Genomic DNA, 19,807 nt, shown 5'->3' with positions numbered 1-19,807 from the left:
GGTACGAGCTTCGGAGCGGAGGGCACCCGGAGGTGAGCCGAATGAGGCTTGCGAAAGCGACGGGCGCCTGAGCATCGGAGCGAGGTACGAGCTTCGGAGCGGAGGGCACCCGGAGGCGAGCCAAGTCAGCCTGTGAAGGCGACGGTGCTTTCCTCAGCCCTAGCAATGAGGCGCGTGCGGTTCGTCGAGGACCGCACGCGCGCGAGCAGTCGACAGAGTCCCAGTCGCCTTAACCGGGCGTGCCGGGCAAAGTAATGATCAGTCCACAGGAGGACACCAGTGGCGAAGGCGAAGTTCGAGCGGACTAAGCCGCACGTCAACATCGGCACCATTGGTCACATCGACCACGGTAAGACGACGCTGACTGCGGCCATCACGAAGGTCCTGCACGACGAGTTCCCGGACCTCAACCCGTACACCCCGTTCGACGAGATCGACAAGGCGCCTGAAGAGAAGGCCCGTGGTATCACGATCTCGATCGCGCACGTCGAGTACCAGACCGCGGCGCGCCACTACGCGCACGTGGACTGCCCCGGCCACGCCGACTACATCAAGAACATGATCACCGGTGCCGCGCAGATGGACGGCGCGATCCTGGTGGTCGCCGCGACCGACGGCCCGATGCCGCAGACCAAGGAGCACGTGCTCCTGGCCCGCCAGGTCGGCGTTCCGTACATCGTCGTGGCGCTGAACAAGTCGGACATGGTCGACGACGAGGAGCTCCTGGAGCTCGTCGAGCTCGAGGTCCGCGAGCTGCTCAGCACCTACGAGTTCCCGGGCGACGACCTGCCGGTCGTGCGTGTCTCGGCACTCAAGGCGCTCGAGGGCGACAAGGAGTGGACCGCCAAGCTCCTGGAGCTGATGAACGCGGTCGACACCGCGATCCCGCAGCCCGAGCGTGACACCGACAAGCCGTTCCTCATGCCGATCGAGGACGTCTTCACGATCACCGGTCGTGGAACCGTCGTCACCGGCCGGGCCGAGCGTGGCATCCTCAAGCCGAACGAGGAGGTCGAGATCGTCGGTATCCGCGAGAAGTCGACCAAGACCGTCTGCACCGGCATCGAGATGTTCCGCAAGCTGCTCGACGAGGCCCGCGCGGGTGAGAACGTCGGTCTGCTGCTCCGCGGCATCAAGCGCGAGGACGTCGAGCGCGGCATGGTCGTGGTCAAGCCCGGCACGAGCACCCCGCACACGGAGTTCGAGGGCCAGGTCTACATCCTCTCGAAGGAAGAGGGCGGCCGGCACACCCCGTTCTTCCAGAACTACCGCCCGCAGTTCTACTTCCGCACCACGGACGTCACCGGCGTCGTCACGCTGCCCGAGGGCACCGAGATGGTCATGCCGGGCGACTCCACCAGCATGTCGGTCAAGCTGATCCAGCCGATCGCCATGGAGCAGGGCCTGAAGTTCGCGATCCGGGAGGGTGGCCGCACCGTCGGCGCCGGAACGGTCACGAAGATCAACGTCTGAGTAGGGTGACCCCGATTAGCATTGCTGGCTTCGATCCGGCATACTAGTCAGGTTGCGTCCGCGCGGGGTGGTTGGCGCCTTACGATTCTCCTAGGGGAATTTGGTGCCAGCCACCCTCGCCGGGTGTCCGGGGGGTGTTTTCAGCCCGCCCCGGCACTTTGAAGATCCCCGTGATCGAGTTGTTTGATATGGCTGCATAGCGACAGCAGACGCGACACGCCCGACTGCGGGGGTCGGACAAACGCAGGATCGAAGGTCCTGCGGGCATGCGAAAGCCACCGCTTTCGCACGTAGCGGCATCGAGAAAAGGAAACAGAAGCCACCATGGCGGGACAGAAGATCCGCATCCGGCTCAAGGCCTATGACCACGAGGTCGTCGACTCTTCGGCACGGAAGATTGTCGAGACGGTGACTCGGACCGGTGCGCAGGTTGCGGGCCCGGTGCCGCTGCCCACGGAGATCAACCGTTTCTGCGTGATCCGTTCGCCGCACAAGTACAAGGACTCGCGCGAGCACTTCGAGATGCGCACGCACAAGCGGCTGATCGACATCATCGACCCGACTCCGAAGACGGTCGACTCGCTCATGCGCCTCGACCTGCCGGCTGGCGTCGACATCGAGATCAAGCTGTAGGGATCGCGACTAATGGACAGGCAAGTTAAGGGGATCCTGGGCGCCAAGCTCGGCATGACCCAGGTCTGGGACAACAACAAAGTTGTCCCCGTGACCGTGGTGCAGGCCGGCCCGTGCGTCGTGACTCAGGTCCGCACGAATGAGAAGGACGGCTACACCGCCGTCCAGCTGGCATACGGTGCTGTCGACCCGCGTAAGGTCAACAAGCCCGAGGGCGGTCACTTCGCCAAGGCCGGTGTGTCGCCGCGGCGCCACGTTGTGGAGCTGCGCACCATCGACGCCGGCGAGTACGAGCTCGGCCAGGAGATCACCGTCGAGTCGTTCGCGCCGGGCAGCCCGGTCGACGTCACCGGCAAGACCAAGGGCAAGGGCTACGCCGGTGTCATGAAGCGGCACGGCTTCCACGGCCTCAAGGCGAGCCACGGTGTCGAGCGCAAGCACCGCTCGCCCGGTTCGATCGGCGCCTGCGCGACCCCGGGTCGCGTCTTTAAGGGCGTCCGGATGGCCGGCCGGATGGGTTCCGCGCGTTTCACCGTGCAGAACCTGACCGTGCAGGCGGTGGACACCGAGAACAACATCATCCTGGTCAAGGGCGCTGTTCCCGGCCCCAAGGGTGCGCTTGTTCTGGTCCGCAGCGCGGCTAAGAAGGGCGGTGCCAAGTGAGCTCGGTTGACGTGATCAACGCTGAGGGCGCGAAGGCCGGTTCGGTCGACCTGCCTGGCGACATCTTCGACGTGCAGGCGAACATCCCGCTGATGCACCAGGTCGTCGTGGCGCAGCTGGCCGCGGCCCGGCAGGGCACGCACAAAGCCAAGAACCGCGGCGAGGTCGCCGGCGGCGGCAAGAAGCCCTACAAGCAGAAGGGCACCGGTCGTGCCCGCCAGGGCTCGATCCGCGCGCCGCAGTTCACCGGCGGTGGCGTCGTGCACGGTCCCGTGCCGCGCGACTACAGCCAGCGGACCCCCAAGAAGATGAAGGCTGCCGCTCTGCGTGGCGCCCTCTCGGACCGGGCCCGTGACGGCCGGGTGCACGTGGTCGAGGCGTTCGTCACCGGCGAGACGCCGTCGACCAAGGCCGCGGTCGCGATCCTGCGCAAGGCGACCGAGTCGACGAAGGTCCTGGTCGTGCTCAGCAGCACCGACGAGCTGAACTGGGTCTCGCTGCGCAACGAGCCGACCGTGCACCTGATCGAGCCGGGTCAGCTGAACACGTACGACGTGCTGGTCGCCGACGAGGTGGTCTTCACCAAGGACGCTCTCGACGAGTTCCTGGGCGTGCCGGCCGAGGCCTCCGAGGAGGGGAACAAGTGACCACCATCGCCGACCCGCGCGACATCATCTTCGCGCCCGTCGTCTCCGAGAAGAGCTACAGCGTTCTCGACCAGAACTGGTACACGTTCCTCGTCCACCCGGACGCGAACAAGACCCAGATCAAAATCGCGATCCAGCAGATCTTCAACGTGCACGTGCTGACGGTGAACACCGCGAACCGTCAGGGCAAGCGCAAGCGCACCCGGACGGGCTTCGGTCAGCGCAAAGCTACCAAGCGCGCGATGGTCAAGCTGGCTGACGGTGACCGTATCGAGGCCTTCGGCGGCCCGGTCAGCTAAGGGGTTGTAAAACAATGGCTATCCGTAAGTACAAGCCGACCACGCCGGGCCGTCGCGGCTCGAGCGTCGCCGACTTCGCCGAGATCACCCGGTCGACGCCGGAGAAGTCTCTGCTGGTCCCGCTGCCCAAGAAGGGCGGCCGCAACGTTCACGGCCGGATCACCACCCGGCACCAGGGCGGCGGTCACAAGCGGCAGTACCGGCTGATCGACTTCAAGCGGGTCGACAAGGACGGCGTGCCGGCCAAGGTCGCGCACATCGAGTACGACCCGAACCGCACCTCCCGCATCGCTCTGCTGCACTACGCCGACGGCGAGAAGCGCTACATCCTCGCGCCGAAGGACCTGAGCCAGGGCGACCGGGTGGAGTCGGGCCCGGGCGCGGACATCAAGCCGGGGAACAACCTGCCCCTGCGCAACATCCCGGTCGGTACGACGATCCACGGTGTGGAGCTTCGTCCCGGCGGTGGCGCCAAGCTGGCCCGCTCGGCCGGTGTCGGTATCCAGCTGCTCGGCCGTGAGGGCGCGTACGCCACGCTGCGTATGCCCTCCGGTGAGATCCGCCGGGTCGACATCCGTTGCCGCGCGACGGTCGGCGAGATCGGCAATGCCGAGCAGTCGAACATCAACTGGGGCAAGGCCGGCCGCATGCGCTGGAAGGGCAAGCGCCCGACCGTCCGTGGTGTCGCCATGAACCCGATCGACCACCCGCACGGTGGTGGTGAGGGTAAGACCTCTGGTGGTCGCCACCCGGTCAACCCGGCTGGTAAGCCGGAGGGCCGTACCCGCCGCAAGGGCCAGGAGAGCGACAAGCTGATCGTTCGCCGCCGCTACGCCACCCGCAAGCGCGGGTAACGGGAGTAGAAGAAAATGCCTCGTAGCCTGAAGAAGGGCCCGTTCGTCGACGACCACCTGCTCAAGAAGGTGGAAGTCCAGAACGAGAAGAACTCCAAGAACGTCATCAAGACCTGGTCGCGGCGCTCGACGATCATCCCCGACATGCTCGGGCACACGATCGCCGTGCACGACGGGCGCAAGCACGTCCCGGTGTTCGTCACCGAGGCCATGGTCGGCCACAAGCTCGGCGAGTTCGCTCTGACCCGTACGTTCAAGGGTCACGAGAAGGACGACCGCAAGAGCCGTCGTCGCTAGTCAGTCCACGGATAAGAAAGGGGTCACAAGCGATGCCAGTAAAGAACGATGCTCCGGCGCTTCCGGGTAGTCGTGCGGTTGCCAAGCACGTCCGCATCTCGCCGAGCAAGGCACGCCGTGTGGTCAACCTCGTCCGCGGTCTGCCCGCGAAGGAGGCTCTGACCGTCCTGCAGTTCGCGCCGCAGGCCGCCAGCGAGCAGGTCTACAAGGTGCTCGCGAGTGCGATCGCCAATGCGGAGAACAACGAGCGGCTCGATCCCGACGCCCTCCTCGTGAGTGAGGCGTTCGTCGACGAGGGTCCGACGCTCAAGCGGTTCCGTCCGCGGGCGCAGGGCCGGGCGTACCGGATCCGCAAGCGCACCTGCCACATCACGATCGCCGTCGAGGCGGTCCAGGTCGCGCGTCCGGCCAAGAAGGCCGCCGCGGCGAAGAAGGCCACGCCGGCCAAGAAGACCGAGCCGGCCGCCGCCGAGACCCAGACGACGGAGGAGTCCGAGTAATGGGCCAGAAAGTTCACCCCACCGGATTCCGGCTCGGCATCTCCACCGACTGGAAGTCCCGTTGGTTCGCCGACAAGCTCTACAAGGACTACATCGGCGAGGACGTCAAGATCCGTCGGATGATGTCCAAGGGCCTCGAGCGGGCCGGCATCTCCAAGGTGGACATCGAGCGCACCCGGGACCGGGTCCGCGTCGACATCCACACCGCCCGGCCGGGCATCGTCATCGGCCGTAAGGGCGCTGAGGCCGACCGCATCCGTGGCGAGCTCGAGAAGCTGACCGGCAAGCAGGTTCAGCTGAACATCCTCGAGGTCAAGAACCCCGAGTCGGACGCCCAGCTGGTGGCGCAGGGCGTCGCCGAGCAGCTGTCCTCCCGGGTCAGCTTCCGCCGGGCGATGCGCAAGGCCATGCAGTCGGCCATGAAGAACCCGATCTGCAAGGGCATCCGCGTGCAGGTCTCCGGCCGCCTCGGTGGCGCGGAGATGAGCCGCACGGAGTTCTACCGTGAGGGTCGCGTTCCGCTGCACACGCTGCGGGCGAACATCGAGTACGGCTTCTTCGAGGCCCGTACGACGTTCGGCCGGATCGGCGTGAAGGTCTGGATCTACAAGGGCGACGCCGTGCCCGGCCGTGAGGCCGTGCAGGAGGCGCCCGCGCGTCCGCGCCGTGACCGCGCCGACCGTCCCGAGCGTCCGCGTCGTGGTCGTTCCGGTTCGTCCGGCACGACTGCCGGGGGCACCGAGGCCGGCCGCGCCGCCGCGCAGGCTCGCAGTGGTGACACTCCGGCCGGCGAGAACGTCAACGACGCCGCGGTCGCCGCGGCTCCGGCTCCGGCCGAAACGCAGCAGGAGGGCTGACAGATGCTGATGCCGCGTAAGCCCCCGAATGGCTTCCGCAAGCCGCACCACCCGGACCGCCACGGCGCGTCCAAGGGCGGCAACCGGGTCGTCTTCGGCGAGTTCGGTATCCAGGCGCTGGAGCCCGCGTACGTGACGAACCGGCAGATCGAGTCGGCTCGTATCGCGATGACCCGGCACATCAAGCGTGGCGGCAAGGTCTGGATCTCGGTCTTCCCGGACCAGGCCCTGACCAAGAAGCCTGCCGAGACCCGGATGGGTTCCGGTAAGGGTTCGCCCGAGTGGTGGGTGGCGAACGTCAAGCCGGGCCGCATTCTCTTCGAGATGTCGTTCCCGAACGAGACGATCGCGCGCGAGGCGATGCGCCGTGCGATCCACAAGCTCCCGATGAAGTGCCGCATCGTAACGCGCGAAGTGGGTGAAAGCTGATGGCAGCGGGCGTTAAGGCCGGCGAGCTGCGCGAGCTGACCGGCGAAGAGCTGGTCTCGCGTCTCCGTGAGGCCAAGGCGGAGCTGTTCAACCTTCGCGTACAGGGCGCGACCGGCCAGCTCGACAATCATCGTCGGCTGCAGGTCGTCCGTAAGGACATCGCGAAGATCTACACGATCATGCGTGAGCGCGAGCTGGGGCTCTCGGTCGCGCCGGATGAGGTGACCGCATGAGTGACGAGAGCACAACCGCGACCCGGGCGAACCGTAAGGTTCGCGAGGGCCTCGTGGTCAGCGACAAGATGGACAAGACGGTCGTCGTCGAGGTTGAGGACCGTGTCAAGCACGCCCTCTACGGCAAGGTTCTGCGGCGCACCCGCAAGCTCAAGGTGCACGACGAGCAGAACGCTTGCGGCATCGGTGACCGGGTTCTCCTGATGGAGACCCGTCCGCTTTCCGCCACCAAGCGGTGGCGGGTCGTGGAGATCCTCGAAAAGGCCAAGTGAGTGCGCCGGGCCGGCTACGGCCGGCCCGGCCCACCATCGTTCCGCCAAGCTTCGCCGACGAGGCGAAGAACTGGCAGACATAGGAGACCCCAGTGATCCAGCAGGAGTCGCGACTGCGTGTCGCCGACAACACGGGTGCACGTGAGATCCTGTGCATCCGCGTGCTCGGTGGCTCCGGCCGCCGCTACGCGAGCATCGGCGACGTCATCGTGGCCACGGTCAAGGACGCCATCCCCGGCGCCGGTGTGAAGAAGGGTGACGTCGTCAAGGCGGTCATCGTCCGCACCGCCAAGGAGCGTCGGCGTCCCGACGGCTCGTACATCCGCTTCGACGAGAACGCCGCCGTCATCATCAAGGACGGCGGGGACCCCCGCGGTACCCGCATCTTCGGCCCGGTCGGCCGCGAGCTGCGTGACAAGCGGTTCATGAAGATCATCAGCCTGGCGCCGGAGGTGCTCTGACCGTGAAGATCAAGAAGGGCGACACGGTCGTCGTCATCGCCGGTAAGGACAAGGGCGCCAAGGGCAAGGTCATCGCGGCCTACCCGACGCGGGACAAGGTCCTGGTCGAGGGCGTCAACCGCGTCAAGAAGCACGAGCGCATCCGTACGACGCAGCGTGGGTCGAAGACCGGCGGCATCGTGACCCAGGAAGCCGCGATCCACATCTCTAATGTGCAGATCGTGGACGACCAGGGCAAGCCGACCCGGATCGGCTACAAGGTCGACGAGAACGGCAACAAGGTCCGTATCGCGCGTACGACCGGTAAGGAACTCTGATGACTGCCGCTACCGAGACCAAGACTCTGCCGCGCCTCAAGCAGAAGTACCGTGCCGAGGTCGTGAACGGGCTCAAGGAGCAGTACAACTACGCCAACCCCATGCAGATCCCCGGCCTGGTCAAGGTCGTCGTGAACATGGGTGTCGGCGAGGCCGCTCGTGACGCCAAGCTCATCGACGGCGCGGTCCGTGACTTGACCACGATCACCGGCCAGAAGCCGCTGGTCCGCCGGGCCACCAAGTCCATCGCCCAGTTCAAGCTGCGCGAGGGCATGCCGATCGGCGCGAAGGTCACCCTGCGCGGCGACCGGATGTGGGAGTTCCTGGACCGGCTGCTGTCGATCGCGCTGCCGCGTATCCGTGACTTCCGCGGGCTCGACGGTCGCAAGCTCGACGGTCACGGCAACTACACGTTCGGTCTGACCGAGCAGTCGGTGTTCCACGAGATCGACCAGGACCGGATCGATCGCACCCGGGGCATGGACATCACGGTGGTCACCACCGCCGCGACCGACGACGAGGGCCGGGCGCTGCTCAAGCTCCTGGGCTTCCCGTTCAAGGAGAACTGAGCATGGCTAAGAAGGCGCTGATCCTCAAGGCGGCCGCGAAGCCGAAGTTCGCCGTGCGTGCCTACACCCGCTGCCAGAAGTGCGGTCGCCCGCACTCGGTTTACCGCAAGTTCGGCCTCTGCCGGGTCTGCGTGCGGGACATGGCCCACCGTGGTGAGCTGCCCGGCGTGTCCAAGGCTTCCTGGTAACCGAGAGAAACACCGCTTCGCCGTAGGCCTGGACCCATCCGGGAACCCCGGCGAGAAAGGTTGACGAATACCCATGACGATGACGGACCCGATCGCAGACATGCTCACGCGTCTGCGCAACGCCAACCAGGCGTATCACGACAAGGTGACCATGCCCTTCTCGAAGATCAAGGCGAACATCGCCGAGGTCCTCAAGGCCGAGGGTTACATCGCCTCCTGGACGGCTGAGGAGCCCGAGGAAGGCGTTGTCGGCAAGAGCCTGGTCGTAGAGCTCAAGTACGGCCAGAATCGCGAGCGCAGCCTCGCCGGCATCAAGCGCGTTTCCAAGCCCGGTCTCCGGGTGTACGCCAAGTCCGACGACCTCCCTCGGGTGCTCGGCGGCCTGGGCGTCGCGATCATTTCGACGTCCCAGGGGCTGCTGACCGACAAGCAGGCCCGCAAGCGGAGCGTTGGCGGGGAAGTCCTCGCCTTCGTCTGGTAACGGGAGCTACTGACATGTCGCGAATCGGACGTAAGTCGATCCCGGTCCCATCCGGCGTCGATGTCACCATCACGGGGCAGACCGTCAAGGTCAAGGGCCCCAAGGGCGAGCTCTCGCACACCGTCTCCGAGCCGATCACGGTCTCGCAGGAAGGTGGCGAGCTGCACGTCAACCGCCCGAACGACGAGCGGAAGGCCAAGGAGCTGCACGGCCTTTCTCGTACCCTGGTCGCCAACATGATCGTGGGCGTGACCGAGGGCTACAAGAAGACGCTGGAGATCAACGGCACCGGTTACCGCGTGACCGCCAAGGGCAAGGACCTCGAGTTCGCCCTGGGCTTCTCGCACCCGGTGAACGTGGTCCCGCCGGCCGGCATCACCTTCTCGGTGGAGCGGCCGACGCAGTTCACCGTCACGGGCATCGACAAGCAGCTCGTCGGTGAGGTTGCCGCTAACATCCGGAAGATCCGCCCGCCGGAGCCCTACAAGGGCAAGGGCGTCAAGTACCAGGGCGAGGTCATCCGCCGCAAGGCTGGAAAGGCAGGTAAGAAGTGACCGCCACGCTGCTCAAGCGCCGCAATGGCGGCGGCGTCGCCGCTGCGCGTGCCGTGGGAAAGGCGCGTCGGCACTTCCGGGTCCGCAAGAACGTTCGCGGTTCTGCCGAGCGTCCGCGCCTGGTCGTCACCCGTTCTTCGCGGCACATCACCGCGCAGATCATCGACGACCTCAAGGGCCACACGCTGGCTTCGGCCTCCTCTCTCGACGCCTCCATCCGGGGCAACGAGGGTGACAAGAGCGCCCTGGCCGGCAAGGTCGGCGCCCTGCTCGCGGAGCGCGCCAAGGCCGCGGGTATTTCCCAGGTCGTCTTCGACCGTGGTGGCAACAAGTACGCGGGCCGGATCGCCGCGCTTGCGGCTGCTGCCCGCGAAGCCGGACTCGAGTTCTAGGAGGATTTGACCAATGCCTGGTCAGCAGCGCCGAGGCGGCGGGTCCGGCGGTAACACCGAGGGTGGCAACCGCAGGGACAACCGCCGTGAGGGCGGCCGCGGCAACGCGCCCGTCGACAAGACCCCGCATCTCGAGCGGGTCGTCGCGATCAACCGTGTCGCCAAGGTCGTCAAGGGTGGTCGTCGCTTCAGCTTCACCGCCCTGGTGATCGTGGGCGACGGCGACGGCACCGTCGGCATCGGCTACGGAAAGGCCAAGGAGGTGCCCGCGGCGATCGCCAAGGGCGTCGAGGAGGCCAAGAAGCACTTCTTCAAGGTTCCGCGGATCGGTGCGACCATTCCGCACCCGATCATCGGTGAGGCTGCCGCGGGTGTCGTCCTGCTCAAGCCGGCGTCCGCTGGTACCGGTGTCATCGCCGGTGGCCCGGTGCGTGCCGTGCTCGAGTGCGCGGGCATCCACGACATCCTGTCGAAGAGCCTCGGCTCGTCGAACCCGATCAACATCGTGCACGCGACCGTGGCCGCTCTCAAGGGCCTCGAGTCGCCGGAGGCCGTCGCGGCTCGCCGTGGCCTTCCGGTCGAGGACGTGGCCCCCGCGGCCATGCTCGCGGCGCGCGCGGAAGCGGCGGTGCGCTGATGGCTCGCTTGAAGGTCACCCAGCTCCGGTCCGGAATCGGCCGTAAGCAGAACCAGCGGGACTCCCTGCGGTCGCTCGGGCTGAAGCGGATCAATGATGTGGTGGTCAAGGAGGACCGTCCCGAGATTCGGGGCATGATCTTCGCCGTGAACCACCTCGTAAGTGTTGAGGAGGTCGAGTAATGGCGATCAAGGTCCACCACCTCCGCCCGGCACCCGGAGCCAAGACGCCGAAGACCCGCGTGGGTCGCGGTGAGGGCTCCAAGGGCAAGACCGCCGGTCGCGGTACCAAGGGTACGAAGGCCCGTTACCAGGTTCCGGCTCGCTTCGAGGGTGGGCAGATGCCCATTCACATGCGACTGCCGAAGCTGAAGGGCTTCAAGAACAAGAACAAGGTCGTCTTCCAGGTCGTGAACCTGGACCGGCTCGCCGAGCTGTTCCCGAACGGTGGCGAGGTCGGCCCGTCCGAGCTCGTCGACGCCGGCGCGGTCCGTAAGGGCCAGCCGGTGAAGGTTCTGGGCTCGGGTGAGCTGGGCGGCGTGTCGCTGACCATTTCGGCGCACGCGTTCAGCGAGTCGGCCAAGGAGAAGATCGCAGCAGCCGGTGGTTCCGCCACCGAGCTGTGAGGCTTGTGGGGGTGCTCGCCCGGACACCGAGAAAGCGTTGTCCGGGCAAGCATCCCCTTTGTGGCGTCTGACCAGCCATTTCGCCGGCTGCGAAGATGCCTACCCGCAGTGAGCGCTACCGCACTCACCCGCGGCGCTTTAAGACTGTTAGAGTCCGTTCCCAGCTAGGGATATCGGTCGTCCGGACCGATGCCTGTCCCCCACCCGCCGGACACGGCGGTTACCTCGCGCAGGAGGAAGAAGTTGCTCTCCGCCTTTACCAGTGCGTTCCGGACGCCTGACCTGCGCAAGAAACTGCTGTTCACAGTAGCGATCATCGCGCTGTACCGGCTGGGTGCCACCTTGCCCAGCCCTGGTGTGTCCTACACCAACGTGCAGACGTGTCTGAAGGCTGTGAACGACGCCGACGCAGCCGGTGGCGTGCTGAACTTGCTGAATCTCTTCTCCGGTGGTGCTCTGCTGCACCTGTCGGTCTTCGCGCTCGGCATCATGCCGTACATCACCGCGTCGATCATCTTGCAGCTGCTCACCGTCGTGATCCCTCGCCTCGAGCAGCTCCGCAAGGAGGGCCAGTCCGGCCAGGCGAAGATCACCCAGTACACCCGGTACCTCACGCTCGGCCTTGCGATCCTGCAGTCGTCGGCGTTCGTGGCGCTCGCGCGTACCGGTCAGCTGTTCGGCAACGTCTGTGACCAGAGCCAGCCGTCGATGCAGATCATCCCGGAGAACACCGGGCTGCCGATGTGGCTGACCCTCAGCATCCTCGTATTGACCATGACCGCCGGCACCGGTGTCGTGATGTGGCTCGGCGAGCTCATCACCGACCGCGGCGTCGGCAACGGCATGTCCGTTCTGATCTTCACCTCGATCGCAGCCCGCCTTCCCGGCGAGGGCTGGACGATCAAGGAGACGAGCGGCGTCGCCAAGTTCCTCCTGGTCATCGGTCTGGTTCTGGTCATCATCTGCCTGGTGGTCTTCATCGAGCAGGCCCAGCGTCGCATCCCCGTGCAGTACGCAAAGCGCATGATCGGCCGTCGGATGTACGGCGGCACCTCGACCTACATCCCCCTGAAAGTCAACCAAGCCGGTGTCGTCCCGGTGATCTTCGGTTCCTCGCTGCTCTACCTGCCGCAGCTCTACCTGCAGTTCTTCGACAAGAACAACCTGTCGGGCTACCAGCTCTGGATCCAGAAGTGGCTGGCCGACCCCACGAGCATGCTGTACATCGGGGTCTACTTCTTCCTGATCATCTTCTTCACGTACTTCTACGTCTCGATCACGTTCAACCCGACCGAGGTCGCGGACAACATGAAGAAGTACGGTGGGTTCGTGCCGGGCATCCGTCCGGGCAAGCCGACCGCCGACTACCTGGACTTCATCCTCAGTCGGATCACCCTCGCGGGCGCGCTCTACCTCGCCGTGATCTCGGTTCTGCCGAACTTCTTCTTCATCTGGCTCAATCAGCAGCAGTACCAGAACTTCCCGTTCGGTGGTACGGCAGTGCTGATCATGGTCGGCGTGGGCCTGGAGACGGTGAAGCAGATCGAGAGCCAGCTGATGCAGCGCAACTACGAAGGGTTCCTCCGGTAGTGGGGACGCGGAGCCGGGGGGCTCGTGCGTCTGGAGTTTCTCGTTCTCACCGAAGCGAGGCGATGTAGGTGCGGCTGGTACTGGTGGGCCCTCCGGGGGCCGGCAAGGGGACCCAGGCTGAGTTCATCGCCGCGCACCTGGCCGTACCGAAGATCTCGACGGGTGACATCTTCCGGGCGAACGTGTCTCAGGGCACGCCGCTCGGCGTCGAGGCCAAGCGCTACATGGACGCGGGCCAGCTGGTTCCGGACGAAGTAACGATCAACATGGTCCGGGACCGGCTGGCCGAGCCGGATGCCGGTGACGGCTTCCTGCTCGACGGTTTCCCCCGCACCGTCCCGCAGGCATCGGCGCTGGACAAGCTGCTGGCCGACCTCGGCACCGCCCTCGACCTCGTGATGGAACTCGTGGTCGACGACGACGAGGTCATCCGGCGGCTGTCGGGCCGCCGGACCTGCCGTGGCTGCGGCAAGATCTGGCACGTCGAGTTCGATCCGACGAGCAAGGAGAACATCTGCGACCGCTGTGGGTCGGAGCTGTTCCAGCGGGACGACGACAAGGCCGAGACCATCGCCAACCGGCTGGTGGAGTACGCCGAGAAGACCGCTCCGCTCGTCGACTTCTTCGGCGCGCAGGGCAAGCTCGTGGGAATCGACGCGACCGGGCCGGTCGAGGACGTCACGGTGCGCGCCATCGACGCCCTCCGGTCGTACGGGGGCTGACATGCGTCGCCCGCAGCTGGACATTCAGCTGAAGACTCCCGAACAGATCGAGAAGATGCGCGGCGCCGGCTTGGTCGTCGCCGCCGCGCTGGACGCGATGCGGGACGCGGTGGCACCCGGAGTGTCGACCGCCGACCTGGACGCGATCGCGGAGAAGGTGATCCGTGACGCCGGCGCCATCCCGTCGTTCAAGGGCTACCACGGCTTCCCGGCTTCGATCTGCGCCTCGGTGAACGAGCAGGTGGTGCACGGCATCCCGAGCGCCGAGCAGGTACTCGCCGAGGGCGACCTGATCTCACTCGACTGTGGCGCGATCCTGGACGGCTGGCACGGCGACTCGGCGATCACCGTCGGGGTCGGCGAGACCGATCCGGCGCTGCTGAAGATGGCCGAGGTCGCCGAGGACGCCATGTGGGCGGGCATCGCCGCCGCGGCCCGCGGCGCCGCGAACGGCCGGGGCCGGCTCACCGACGTCTCGTTCAACGTGGAGAAGGCGGTCCGCAAGGCGGGTCGGTACGGCATCGTCGACGGCTACGGCGGGCACGGCATCGGCACCGAGATGCACCAGGACCCGCACGTGCTCAACCATGGCAAGCCGGGCAAGGGCCCGCGCCTGGTCCCGGGGTTGTGCCTGGCCATCGAGCCGATGATCACGCTGGGCTCGCCGCGCACCCAGGAGCTGTCCGACGGCTGGACCGTCGTCACCCGGGACGCTTCGATCGCAGCTCACGTCGAGCACACCATGTGCCTGCTCGAGGACGGGGTCTGGGTGACCACCGCGGTCGACGGCGGCCGGGCGCGGCTGGGAGAGCTGGTCACGTCCCGTCAGCCCTGACCTGGCCTACCGGTTCGAGTGGCCATCGGGCATGCTGGGACTCATGGGTCGGGAGGACATGCGGGCCGGCGACGGTGACCGCAAGGCGGTCGCGGAGCAGTTGAAGTCGGCGCTCGACGAGGGTCGTCTCGACCTGGGTGAATATGACGAGCGGCTCCAGCGTGCCTATGCCGCCAAGACTTTTGCCGACCTCGACGGGTTGCTTGTCGACCTGCCGGGCACCCGCCCCGTTGAGCACTCTCAGATCCAGCCTGCCGCCACACCGGCCCCGGCGGGTGCGGGGCAGCCCGAGCGCTCCCTGGGGCGTCAGATCCTGCACTGGACCGGTCCGTACGGCAGTGTGGTCCTGGTCTGTGTGGTGATCTGGGCGATCACGAGTGCGAGCGCCGGCCACCTGACGTACTTCTGGCCGATCTGGACGTTGATTCCGTTGATTTTCCTGGTCTCCGGCCAGGCGCTCGGTGATCGGGGTCGGGACCGCAGCCGGGACCGCCGCCGCGATCGCAACCGTTGACCGGGGACGGCACCATGGCAGACATGAGCCGGGAGCAGTTGCGGGCCGCTGACGCCGACCGCCAGCAGGTCGCGGACCAGTTGAAGAGCGCGCTCGACGAGGGACGACTGGATCTCGCCGAGTACGACGAGCGCCTGCGGGACGCGTACGCGGCCAAGACCTATGCCGATCTCGACCGCTTGTTGAACGATCTCCCGAACGCCGCACCGGTCGTGCCGCTCGCGTCGCCGGTGTCGCCGGTGGCGACGGCAGCGACGGCGGCGGGCGGCGGCGACGCCCGGGCCTGGCTGGTGCACGTCTGGGCGGGCTGGGTGAGGGTCGCGGCGATCCTGACGCTGATCTGGGGGATCAGTTACGGCACCGGGAGCGACGACACCTATTTCTGGCCGGCCTGGGTGATCGGCCCCTGGGGGATCGTGCTGCTGTTCCGCACCGTGTCGGGCCTGGCCAAGGGGGAGCCGCGGAACTATGCGGCCGAGGCCGAGCATCGCCGGCAGTTGCGGGAGCACAAGCTGGAGCGCAAGGAGCTCTACCGGCGGGCGATCGCGGCCGGCGAGTTGCCGGTGAATCCGAGCAAGGAAGAACGCAAGGCGTTCATCGCCGAGGCGACGGCGCGGGGCGATCTGGCGCCGAAGCCGCGTCGTCCAGGGCAGTAAGTGTCCCTTTGTCGCATTCTGGCGGCGTCGACACACCCGAGTTCGGGTCAGGGACACCTCAGTTTGGTGTGCCGATGAGGCGCGCGTACACTGGCTAGCTGGCGCGCAGCGTCCACTCCCGCATGTCTTCAGCGCTTCGAGGATGAGCGGGTGCCGCGGCTGGTCCGAGCCGTAAACAGCTCGGGTATGGCGTTGCATGCTAGCCCCGAACCCCAGTGTCAGGTAGCGGAGGACATGCCCAAGAAAGACGGAGCCATCGAGATCGAGGGCCGAGTGATCGAGCCCCTGCCGAACGCAATGTTCCGCGTGGAGCTCGCGAATGGTCACAAAGTACTCGCACACATCTCAGGCAAGATGCGTCAGCACTACATTCGCATCCTTCCCGAGGACCGAGTCGTCGTCGAGCTCTCGCCGTACGACCTGACCCGGGGACGCATCGTCTACCGCTACAAGTAGCTAGGGCGGGGGTCGTCCCGTCCGTTTAGAGAGTTAAGGCAAACCGTGAAGGTCAAGCCGAGCGTCAAGCGGATCTGCAACAACTGCCGGGTCATCCGGCGGCACGGTCGCGTCATGGTCATCTGCAAGACCGACGCGCGCCACAAGCAGCGCCAGGGCTGAGTCCCGGCCGCGCTGCCAGATCCGGCAACGTACACAAGCTCGTCCCAGCCGTCGTCAAGATGGTCGTACCCCTGGTCGGAGGCCAGGGCCCGCCTGGGCAGGCGGGGTGGGACGGGCACAGACCTCCGAGTGATTTCGAGGAGTACGCCCACTTATGGCAAGACTCGTCGGCGTCGATCTGCCCCGCGAGAAGCGGATGGAGATCGCGCTCACCTACATCTACGGGATCGGTCGCACTCGTTCGGTCGAGGCGCTGACCGCAACCGCGATTGACCTGAACAAGCGGGCCAAGGACCTCACGGACGAGGAGCTGGTCCAGCTCCGCGAGTACATCGAGGGCAATTTCAAGGTTGAAGGTGACCTTCGCCGCGAGGTCGCCGCGGACATCCGCCGCAAGGTTGAGATCGGCTGCTATGCCGGCATCCGCCACCGCCGGGGTCTCCCCGTGCGGGGTCAGCGCACCCGGACCAACGCGCGTACGCGTAAGGGCCCGAAGCGCACGGTCGCCGGTAAGAAGAAGCCCGGTCGGAAGTAATAGGAGCGCACTGACTTATGCCACCGAAGGCACGCGCAGGGGCCGCAGTAAAGAAGGTCCGGCGCAAGGAACGCAAGAACGTCGCCCACGGGCAGGCGCACATCAAGAGCACCTTCAACAACACCATCGTGTCGATCACCGACCCGACCGGTGCGGTCATCTCCTGGGCCTCGTCCGGCCAGGTGGGCTTCAAGGGCTCCCGCAAGTCGACCCCGTTCGCCGCGCAGCTGGCCGCCGAGGCCGCCGCTCGTCGGGCGATGGAGCACGGCATGCGCAAGGTCGACGTGTTCGTCAAGGGCCCCGGTTCCGGCCGGGAGACCGCGATCCGTTCGCTGCAGGCCGCCGGCCTCGAGGTCGGACAGATCTCCGACGTCACGCCGCAGCCGCACAACGGATGCCGTCCGCCTAAGCGTCGTCGGGTCTAGGGGAGAGACAGAAGCAATGGCTCGTTACACAGGTGCGGACTGCAAGCGCTGCCGCCGCGAGAAGATGAAGCTGTTCCTCAAGGGCAGCAAGTGCGATGGGCCGAAGTGCCCGTTCGAGTCGCGTCCCTTCCCGCCCGGCCAGCACGGCCGCGGTCGCACGAAGGAGACCGAGTACCTGCTCCAGCACCGCGAGAAGCAGAAGGCCCGCCGCGTCTACGGCGTGCTCGAGAAGCAGTTCCGCGGTTACTACGAGGAGGCTGTCACCAAGCCCGGCAAGACCGGTGAGGTGCTGCTGCAGATCCTCGAGTCGCGTCTCGACAACGTCGTCTACCGGGCCGGCCTCGCGCAGTCCCGGGACATGGCCCGGCAGCTGGTCAAGCACGGCCACTTCCTGGTCAACGGCGTGAAGGTCGACATCCCGTCGTACCGCGTCAAGGAGCACGACATCGTCACGACCCGGGAGAAGTCGAAGGAGATGACCCCCTTCGTCGTCGCCCAGGCTCAGGCCGGCCAGCGTCCGGTTCCGGCGTGGCTCGAGCCGATCCCGACCGAGATGAAGATCCTGGTTCACTCGCTCCCGGCCCGCGCTGTCATCGACACGCAGGTCCAGGAGCAGCTGATCGTCGAGCTTTACTCCAAGTAAGGCTTTTTTCGGGAGGCCGGCGTCCGCGTCGGCCTCCCGAAGCAGCAAAACCGATGGCCGTCAAATAGTGGGTGGCCTGACAGAAAGAAGAAGCGCGTGCTCATCAGCCAGCGACCGACCCTCTCGGAGGAGTCGATCTCGGAGACCCGCTCCCGGTTCACCATCGAGCCTCTGGAGCCGGGTTTCGGCTACACCCTCGGCAACTCGCTGCGGCGGACCCTGCTGTCGTCCATCCCGGGCGCGGCGGTCACCAGCATCAAGATCGACGGCGTGCTGCACGAGTTCACCACGATCCCCGGTGTCAAGGAGGACGTGGTCGAGCTGGTCATGAACGTCAAGGAGCTCACCGTCAGCTCCGAGCACGACGAGCCGGTCAGCATGTACCTGCGCAAGCAGGGCCCGGGCGACGTCACCGCCGGTGACATCCAGCCCCCGGCCGGTGTCTCCGTGCACAACCCCGATCTGAAGCTGGCCACGCTCAACAGCAAGGGCCGGCTCGACATGGAGCTCACCGTCGAGCGGGGCCGTGGCTATGTCACGGCGGCGCAGAACAAGAACTCCGGCGCCGAGATCGGCCGCATCCCGGTCGACTCGATCTACTCGCCGGTCATGAAGGTGACCTACCGCGTCGAGGCGACCCGTGTCGAGCAGCGCACCGACTTCGACCGCCTGATCATCGACGTCGAGTCGAAGGCGTCCATCTCGCCCCGCACCGCGCTGGCGTCCGCCGGTTCGACCCTGGTCGAGCTGTTCGGTCTCTGCCGCGAGCTGGACGAGACCGCCGAGGGCATCGACATCGGCCCGTCGCCGCAGGACGCGCAGCTCGCTGCCGACCTGGCCCTGCCGATCGAGGAGCTGGACCTCACGGTCCGGTCGTACAACTGCCTCAAGCGCGAGGGCATCAACAGCGTGGGCGAGTTGATAGGGCGTACGGAGGCCGACCTTCTGGACATCCGGAACTTCGGCCAGAAGTCCATCGACGAGGTCAAGATGAAGCTCGCCGGCATGGGCCTGGGCCTCAAGGACAGCGCGCCGTCCTTCGACCCCGCGCACGTCGTGGACTCGTTCGGCGACGTGGATTACGACACCGACGACTACCGCGAGACCGAGCAGCTGTAACCCCCGCTGCCGGCTGAGTTGCCGAGGCGGCTTCGCCGCACTGCACGGTCGAAAAATAACCAAGGAGCATCCGAAAATGCCCACGCCCACCAAGGGTCCCCGCCTCGGCGGTAGCCCGTCGCACGAGAAGCTCATCCTGGCCAACCTGGCCACCGAGCTCTTCCGGCACGGGAAGATCAAGACCACCGAGACGAAGGCCAAGCGGCTGCGCCCGCTGGCTGAGCAGCTCATCACGAAGGCCAAGCGCGGCGACCTGCACTCCCGTCGCCGGGTCCTGGCCACCGTGAAGGACAAGGACGTCGTGTACGCCCTGTTCGAGCAGATCGCTCCGCGGTACGGCAACCGGCCGGGTGGCTACACCCGGATCACCAAGACCGGCCCGCGCAAGGGCGACGCCGCTCCGATGGCGGTCATCGAGCTGGTCGAGGAGCTGCAGGTCGCGGCCACCACCGCGCCCGCCAAGTCGACGACCGCCCGCAAGGCCGCCGCGCAGCAGGACAAGGTCGAGGCGCTTGCTCGCGAGGACGAGGCCCCCGTGGCCAAGTCCGACGACCAGGACTCCGAGCCGCCGGTGAACGCGTCCGGCGACAAGGGTGCCGAAGGCCCCGGCGACAAGGCCGAAGGCGAAGACCTGGACGAGAAAGACGCCAAGGCGTAAGTAACGCGAGGAGCGCCCGGCACCCCTGTGGTGCCGGGCGCTCTTTTTTTGAGTACGGAATCGGGACGAGTGCCGCCACGACCGCCCCAGCGCCGTCGTGGGCCACCGCCG

General features: G+C 66.5%; 34 protein-coding genes. All 34 read left to right on the top strand.

Annotated features, from left to right (window positions below; genetic code table 11):
• The first annotated feature begins 279 nt into the window (after positions 1-279).
• Entirely contained in the window at positions 280-1,473 is a 1,194-nt protein-coding gene (gene tuf, locus Afe05nite_RS09400) for an elongation factor Tu (protein WP_203816581.1), read from the top strand.
• 324 nt (positions 1,474-1,797) lie between these two features.
• The gene (gene rpsJ, locus Afe05nite_RS09395; protein ID WP_007073037.1) at positions 1,798-2,106 is read left to right on the top strand and encodes a 30S ribosomal protein S10; all 309 of its coding nucleotides are present in this window, start codon (positions 1,798-1,800) and stop codon (positions 2,104-2,106) included.
• 12 nt (positions 2,107-2,118) lie between these two features.
• Positions 2,119-2,769, top strand: a complete 651-nt coding sequence (gene rplC / locus Afe05nite_RS09390; RefSeq protein ID WP_203816580.1) for a 50S ribosomal protein L3 — start codon at positions 2,119-2,121, stop codon at positions 2,767-2,769.
• The gene (gene rplD / locus Afe05nite_RS09385) at positions 2,766-3,416 is read left to right on the top strand and encodes a 50S ribosomal protein L4 (protein WP_203816579.1); all 651 of its coding nucleotides are present in this window, start codon (positions 2,766-2,768) and stop codon (positions 3,414-3,416) included. The genes rplC and rplD overlap by 4 nt, the downstream gene beginning before the upstream one ends.
• Complete coding sequence (gene rplW / locus Afe05nite_RS09380) at positions 3,413-3,715, top strand: 50S ribosomal protein L23 (RefSeq protein WP_203816578.1); 303 nt, start codon at positions 3,413-3,415, stop codon at positions 3,713-3,715. The genes rplD and rplW overlap by 4 nt, the downstream gene beginning before the upstream one ends.
• Before the next feature lie 14 nt (positions 3,716-3,729).
• On the top strand, positions 3,730-4,569 hold the full coding sequence (rplB, locus tag Afe05nite_RS09375; protein ID WP_203816577.1) for a 50S ribosomal protein L2: 840 nt from the start codon (positions 3,730-3,732) through the stop codon (positions 4,567-4,569).
• A 15-nt stretch (positions 4,570-4,584) separates the two neighbouring features.
• The gene (rpsS, locus tag Afe05nite_RS09370) at positions 4,585-4,866 is read left to right on the top strand and encodes a 30S ribosomal protein S19 (protein ID WP_014687760.1); all 282 of its coding nucleotides are present in this window, start codon (positions 4,585-4,587) and stop codon (positions 4,864-4,866) included.
• A 32-nt stretch (positions 4,867-4,898) separates the two neighbouring features.
• Positions 4,899-5,366, top strand: a complete 468-nt coding sequence (rplV, locus tag Afe05nite_RS09365; protein ID WP_203816576.1) for a 50S ribosomal protein L22 — start codon at positions 4,899-4,901, stop codon at positions 5,364-5,366.
• Positions 5,366-6,223, top strand: coding sequence for a 30S ribosomal protein S3 (gene rpsC / locus Afe05nite_RS09360; protein WP_203816575.1), 858 nt, complete (start codon positions 5,366-5,368; stop codon positions 6,221-6,223). The genes rplV and rpsC overlap by 1 nt, the downstream gene beginning before the upstream one ends.
• Before the next feature lie 3 nt (positions 6,224-6,226).
• Positions 6,227-6,652 (top strand): 50S ribosomal protein L16, encoded by a 426-nt coding sequence (gene rplP / locus Afe05nite_RS09355; RefSeq protein WP_203816574.1) that lies wholly within the window; start codon positions 6,227-6,229, stop codon positions 6,650-6,652.
• Complete coding sequence (rpmC, locus tag Afe05nite_RS09350) at positions 6,652-6,885, top strand: 50S ribosomal protein L29 (RefSeq protein WP_203730178.1); 234 nt, start codon at positions 6,652-6,654, stop codon at positions 6,883-6,885. Before rplP ends, rpmC begins: the two co-directional genes overlap by 1 nt.
• Positions 6,882-7,157: a 30S ribosomal protein S17 gene (gene rpsQ, locus Afe05nite_RS09345; RefSeq protein WP_203816573.1), complete on the top strand. Its 276-nt coding sequence runs from the start codon at positions 6,882-6,884 to the stop codon at positions 7,155-7,157. Before rpmC ends, rpsQ begins: the two co-directional genes overlap by 4 nt.
• Positions 7,158-7,249: 92 nt before the next feature.
• A complete protein-coding gene (gene rplN / locus Afe05nite_RS09340; protein WP_023358185.1) occupies positions 7,250-7,618 on the top strand; it encodes a 50S ribosomal protein L14 in 369 nt (122 codons plus the stop codon).
• Positions 7,615-7,935, top strand: coding sequence for a 50S ribosomal protein L24 (rplX, locus tag Afe05nite_RS09335; protein ID WP_203730306.1), 321 nt, complete (start codon positions 7,615-7,617; stop codon positions 7,933-7,935). The genes rplN and rplX overlap by 4 nt, the downstream gene beginning before the upstream one ends.
• Positions 7,935-8,504: a 50S ribosomal protein L5 gene (gene rplE / locus Afe05nite_RS09330; protein ID WP_203816572.1), complete on the top strand. Its 570-nt coding sequence runs from the start codon at positions 7,935-7,937 to the stop codon at positions 8,502-8,504. Before rplX ends, rplE begins: the two co-directional genes overlap by 1 nt.
• A gap of 2 nt (positions 8,505-8,506) precedes the next feature.
• The gene (locus tag Afe05nite_RS09325; protein WP_020513598.1) at positions 8,507-8,692 is read left to right on the top strand and encodes a type Z 30S ribosomal protein S14; all 186 of its coding nucleotides are present in this window, start codon (positions 8,507-8,509) and stop codon (positions 8,690-8,692) included.
• A 73-nt stretch (positions 8,693-8,765) separates the two neighbouring features.
• Positions 8,766-9,173 carry a 30S ribosomal protein S8 gene (gene rpsH / locus Afe05nite_RS09320; protein ID WP_203816571.1) on the top strand — a complete coding sequence of 136 codons (408 nt, stop codon included), beginning with the start codon at positions 8,766-8,768 and terminating at the stop codon, positions 9,171-9,173.
• Positions 9,174-9,187: 14 nt separating this feature from the next.
• The gene (gene rplF, locus Afe05nite_RS09315; RefSeq protein ID WP_203816570.1) at positions 9,188-9,727 is read left to right on the top strand and encodes a 50S ribosomal protein L6; all 540 of its coding nucleotides are present in this window, start codon (positions 9,188-9,190) and stop codon (positions 9,725-9,727) included.
• Positions 9,724-10,119: a 50S ribosomal protein L18 gene (rplR, locus tag Afe05nite_RS09310; RefSeq protein ID WP_275407455.1), complete on the top strand. Its 396-nt coding sequence runs from the start codon at positions 9,724-9,726 to the stop codon at positions 10,117-10,119. The genes rplF and rplR overlap by 4 nt, the downstream gene beginning before the upstream one ends.
• Before the next feature lie 13 nt (positions 10,120-10,132).
• Entirely contained in the window at positions 10,133-10,756 is a 624-nt protein-coding gene (gene rpsE / locus Afe05nite_RS09305; RefSeq protein ID WP_203816569.1) for a 30S ribosomal protein S5, read from the top strand.
• Positions 10,756-10,938, top strand: coding sequence for a 50S ribosomal protein L30 (gene rpmD, locus Afe05nite_RS09300; protein ID WP_023358201.1), 183 nt, complete (start codon positions 10,756-10,758; stop codon positions 10,936-10,938). The genes rpsE and rpmD overlap by 1 nt, the downstream gene beginning before the upstream one ends.
• The gene (gene rplO, locus Afe05nite_RS09295; RefSeq protein WP_203816568.1) at positions 10,938-11,381 is read left to right on the top strand and encodes a 50S ribosomal protein L15; all 444 of its coding nucleotides are present in this window, start codon (positions 10,938-10,940) and stop codon (positions 11,379-11,381) included. Before rpmD ends, rplO begins: the two co-directional genes overlap by 1 nt.
• Before the next feature lie 243 nt (positions 11,382-11,624).
• Positions 11,625-12,971, top strand: a complete 1,347-nt coding sequence (gene secY, locus Afe05nite_RS09290; protein ID WP_203816567.1) for a preprotein translocase subunit SecY — start codon at positions 11,625-11,627, stop codon at positions 12,969-12,971.
• A gap of 68 nt (positions 12,972-13,039) precedes the next feature.
• Positions 13,040-13,693, top strand: a complete 654-nt coding sequence (locus tag Afe05nite_RS09285; protein ID WP_020513606.1) for an adenylate kinase — start codon at positions 13,040-13,042, stop codon at positions 13,691-13,693.
• Between the two features lies 1 nt (position 13,694).
• Positions 13,695-14,528, top strand: coding sequence for a type I methionyl aminopeptidase (map, locus tag Afe05nite_RS09280; protein ID WP_203816566.1), 834 nt, complete (start codon positions 13,695-13,697; stop codon positions 14,526-14,528).
• A gap of 43 nt (positions 14,529-14,571) precedes the next feature.
• Positions 14,572-15,042, top strand: coding sequence for a DUF1707 SHOCT-like domain-containing protein (locus tag Afe05nite_RS09275; protein ID WP_239117670.1), 471 nt, complete (start codon positions 14,572-14,574; stop codon positions 15,040-15,042).
• Between the two features lie 14 nt (positions 15,043-15,056).
• Positions 15,057-15,698: a DUF1707 SHOCT-like domain-containing protein gene (locus Afe05nite_RS09270; RefSeq protein WP_239117669.1), complete on the top strand. Its 642-nt coding sequence runs from the start codon at positions 15,057-15,059 to the stop codon at positions 15,696-15,698.
• A gap of 234 nt (positions 15,699-15,932) precedes the next feature.
• Positions 15,933-16,154 (top strand): translation initiation factor IF-1, encoded by a 222-nt coding sequence (gene infA / locus Afe05nite_RS09265; RefSeq protein ID WP_007073013.1) that lies wholly within the window; start codon positions 15,933-15,935, stop codon positions 16,152-16,154.
• A 45-nt stretch (positions 16,155-16,199) separates the two neighbouring features.
• Positions 16,200-16,316, top strand: a complete 117-nt coding sequence (gene rpmJ / locus Afe05nite_RS09260; RefSeq protein ID WP_015619018.1) for a 50S ribosomal protein L36 — start codon at positions 16,200-16,202, stop codon at positions 16,314-16,316.
• A 154-nt stretch (positions 16,317-16,470) separates the two neighbouring features.
• The gene (gene rpsM, locus Afe05nite_RS09255; protein WP_203816565.1) at positions 16,471-16,851 is read left to right on the top strand and encodes a 30S ribosomal protein S13; all 381 of its coding nucleotides are present in this window, start codon (positions 16,471-16,473) and stop codon (positions 16,849-16,851) included.
• Positions 16,852-16,868: 17 nt separating this feature from the next.
• Entirely contained in the window at positions 16,869-17,276 is a 408-nt protein-coding gene (rpsK, locus tag Afe05nite_RS09250; RefSeq protein WP_014440747.1) for a 30S ribosomal protein S11, read from the top strand.
• Between the two features lie 16 nt (positions 17,277-17,292).
• Entirely contained in the window at positions 17,293-17,919 is a 627-nt protein-coding gene (gene rpsD / locus Afe05nite_RS09245) for a 30S ribosomal protein S4 (RefSeq protein ID WP_203816564.1), read from the top strand.
• Positions 17,920-18,015: 96 nt separating this feature from the next.
• Positions 18,016-19,038 (top strand): DNA-directed RNA polymerase subunit alpha, encoded by a 1,023-nt coding sequence (locus Afe05nite_RS09240; RefSeq protein WP_203816563.1) that lies wholly within the window; start codon positions 18,016-18,018, stop codon positions 19,036-19,038.
• A 76-nt stretch (positions 19,039-19,114) separates the two neighbouring features.
• On the top strand, positions 19,115-19,696 hold the full coding sequence (rplQ, locus tag Afe05nite_RS09235; protein ID WP_203816562.1) for a 50S ribosomal protein L17: 582 nt from the start codon (positions 19,115-19,117) through the stop codon (positions 19,694-19,696).
• Positions 19,697-19,807: the final 111 nt, after the last annotated feature.

Source organism: Paractinoplanes ferrugineus (genome assembly GCF_016862195.1).
Taxonomy (GTDB): domain Bacteria; phylum Actinomycetota; class Actinomycetes; order Mycobacteriales; family Micromonosporaceae; genus Actinoplanes; species Actinoplanes ferrugineus.
The sequence above is the reverse complement of the archived record's forward strand: the minus strand, read 5'-3'. Positions and strand labels throughout refer to the sequence as shown.

What these genes read in the sequence shown, in the direction of transcription:
- rpsJ (WP_007073037.1), top strand. Translation starts at nt 1,798, where the DNA reads ATGGCGGGACAGAAGATCCGCATCCGGCTCAAGGCCTATGACCACGAG.
- rplC (WP_203816580.1), top strand. Translation starts at nt 2,119, where the DNA reads ATGGACAGGCAAGTTAAGGGGATCCTGGGCGCCAAGCTCGGCATGACC.
- rplB (WP_203816577.1), top strand. Translation starts at nt 3,730, where the DNA reads ATGGCTATCCGTAAGTACAAGCCGACCACGCCGGGCCGTCGCGGCTCG.
- rpsS (WP_014687760.1), top strand. Translation starts at nt 4,585, where the DNA reads ATGCCTCGTAGCCTGAAGAAGGGCCCGTTCGTCGACGACCACCTGCTC.
- rplV (WP_203816576.1), top strand. Translation starts at nt 4,899, where the DNA reads ATGCCAGTAAAGAACGATGCTCCGGCGCTTCCGGGTAGTCGTGCGGTT.
- rpsC (WP_203816575.1), top strand. Translation starts at nt 5,366, where the DNA reads ATGGGCCAGAAAGTTCACCCCACCGGATTCCGGCTCGGCATCTCCACC.
- rplP (WP_203816574.1), top strand. Translation starts at nt 6,227, where the DNA reads ATGCTGATGCCGCGTAAGCCCCCGAATGGCTTCCGCAAGCCGCACCAC.
- rpmC (WP_203730178.1), top strand. Translation starts at nt 6,652, where the DNA reads ATGGCAGCGGGCGTTAAGGCCGGCGAGCTGCGCGAGCTGACCGGCGAA.
- rpsQ (WP_203816573.1), top strand. Translation starts at nt 6,882, where the DNA reads ATGAGTGACGAGAGCACAACCGCGACCCGGGCGAACCGTAAGGTTCGC.
- rplE (WP_203816572.1), top strand. Translation starts at nt 7,935, where the DNA reads ATGACTGCCGCTACCGAGACCAAGACTCTGCCGCGCCTCAAGCAGAAG.
- Afe05nite_RS09325 (WP_020513598.1), top strand. Translation starts at nt 8,507, where the DNA reads ATGGCTAAGAAGGCGCTGATCCTCAAGGCGGCCGCGAAGCCGAAGTTC.
- rpsH (WP_203816571.1), top strand. Translation starts at nt 8,766, where the DNA reads ATGACGATGACGGACCCGATCGCAGACATGCTCACGCGTCTGCGCAAC.
- rplF (WP_203816570.1), top strand. Translation starts at nt 9,188, where the DNA reads ATGTCGCGAATCGGACGTAAGTCGATCCCGGTCCCATCCGGCGTCGAT.
- rpsE (WP_203816569.1), top strand. Translation starts at nt 10,133, where the DNA reads ATGCCTGGTCAGCAGCGCCGAGGCGGCGGGTCCGGCGGTAACACCGAG.
- rpmD (WP_023358201.1), top strand. Translation starts at nt 10,756, where the DNA reads ATGGCTCGCTTGAAGGTCACCCAGCTCCGGTCCGGAATCGGCCGTAAG.
- rplO (WP_203816568.1), top strand. Translation starts at nt 10,938, where the DNA reads ATGGCGATCAAGGTCCACCACCTCCGCCCGGCACCCGGAGCCAAGACG.
- map (WP_203816566.1), top strand. Translation starts at nt 13,695, where the DNA reads ATGCGTCGCCCGCAGCTGGACATTCAGCTGAAGACTCCCGAACAGATC.
- Afe05nite_RS09275 (WP_239117670.1), top strand. Translation starts at nt 14,572, where the DNA reads ATGGGTCGGGAGGACATGCGGGCCGGCGACGGTGACCGCAAGGCGGTC.
- Afe05nite_RS09270 (WP_239117669.1), top strand. Translation starts at nt 15,057, where the DNA reads ATGGCAGACATGAGCCGGGAGCAGTTGCGGGCCGCTGACGCCGACCGC.
- infA (WP_007073013.1), top strand. Translation starts at nt 15,933, where the DNA reads ATGCCCAAGAAAGACGGAGCCATCGAGATCGAGGGCCGAGTGATCGAG.
- rpsM (WP_203816565.1), top strand. Translation starts at nt 16,471, where the DNA reads ATGGCAAGACTCGTCGGCGTCGATCTGCCCCGCGAGAAGCGGATGGAG.
- rpsK (WP_014440747.1), top strand. Translation starts at nt 16,869, where the DNA reads ATGCCACCGAAGGCACGCGCAGGGGCCGCAGTAAAGAAGGTCCGGCGC.
- rpsD (WP_203816564.1), top strand. Translation starts at nt 17,293, where the DNA reads ATGGCTCGTTACACAGGTGCGGACTGCAAGCGCTGCCGCCGCGAGAAG.
- rplQ (WP_203816562.1), top strand. Translation starts at nt 19,115, where the DNA reads ATGCCCACGCCCACCAAGGGTCCCCGCCTCGGCGGTAGCCCGTCGCAC.